This window comes from Pseudomonas sp. K5002 (genome assembly GCF_013386655.1).
GTDB lineage: Bacteria > Pseudomonadota > Gammaproteobacteria > Pseudomonadales > Pseudomonadaceae > Aquipseudomonas.
Map to the genome: position 1 here is coordinate 1 of NZ_JACARK010000903.1, position 1,224 is coordinate 1,224.

The following is a 1,224-nucleotide window of genomic DNA, read 5'->3' on the forward strand; positions in this document are numbered from 1 at the left end:
CAAGCTGGAAACCTGGCCACTGCGCCCGGAGCCGGGCCTGCCGGAGCCGACCCTGCGTGCGCCGCTGGTCTCCACCACCATCGAATCACTGATGCACGTGGCCCATGAAGGCCTGGGGATTGCCTGCCTGCCAGACTTCATGGTCCGCGAATCGGTGGAGCAGGGCCGGCTGCAACGGGTGCTGGACTATTACCTGGAGCACAGCGGCAGCTTCTGGATGCTCTGGCCATCAAGTCGCCATGCCTCGGCGAAATTGCGCGTGTTTATCGACCATATGGGCGAGCGGCTTTTTCCTGCGGACACCGTCCCGTAAGGCTGTGACGTTTTACCGACAGGAATTCGCGCGCCGAGGCCACGTTCTGTTGCACAATACCGCCCTGACTGTTTTCCTCAGGATTTTCGATGTCGACATCATTTCACTTGCGTAGCCTCGGGTTGGCGCTGGTGCTGGCGGGCGCTGCGGGCTGCTCGTCACCCAAGACCGCTATTTATGAACATGAGAACTTCGACGACTCCGGCACGTTTTCCCGTGATTACCCGGTCAGTGACACGGCGGCCTGCGAAGCGGCGCGGCGTGCGCTGTTGAGCCAGGGTTACATCATCACCAGCAGCGATCCAAAGCTGGTGGCGGGTAACAAGAGCTTCCAGCAGACCGGCGAAACTCACCTGCAGATCAGCTTCAACGTGGTGTGTGCCGACGATGGCAGCGGCAATCATCACTCGACGATGTTCGCCAACGCCTTGCAGGATCGCTACGCCTTGAAGAAGGTCAACAACTCCGCCAGCCTCGGTGTGGGTGTGTTGGGTTCGGTGTCGATGCCCATTGGCTCCACCGACGACTCCATGGTCAAGGTGGCCAGCGAGACGGTGTCTGCGCCGAAATTTTATGAGCGTTATTTCGCCCTGGTGGACGTTTTCCTGCCCCAGGAAGTGAAAAAGGCAGCGCATATTCCAGAGAAGCCCAAGGCTGACCTGGGCATCCCGGAACCTAAGGCAGCTCCGGCGGCCGATAAGGCCGATAAGGTCGAAGCGCCGAAAGAAGTGCCAAAAGAAGCGCCGGCCACACCGGCAGCCCCAGTGACGCCGGCGGTAGTGCCAGCGGCATCGGAGCCGGTGGTACCACCGGCGGAACCTGCGCCGATTGCACCAAAGGAAGCCCCGGCACCTGCGCCAGAGGCCACCACTCCTGCGCTGCCGGCGCCGACCGAAGCGATTCCGCCTCTG

General features: G+C 61.7%; 2 protein-coding genes. Both read left to right on the plus strand.

Going from position 1 to position 1,224, the window contains the following annotated elements; all coding sequences use genetic code 11:
- On the plus strand, window positions 1–313 hold a 313-nt coding region (locus HX846_RS30750), incomplete at its 5' end, for a LysR substrate-binding domain-containing protein (protein WP_256740138.1).
- 89 nt (window positions 314–402) lie between these two features.
- On the plus strand, window positions 403–1,224 hold an 822-nt coding region (locus HX846_RS30755), incomplete at its 3' end, for a DUF2242 domain-containing protein (protein ID WP_178966835.1).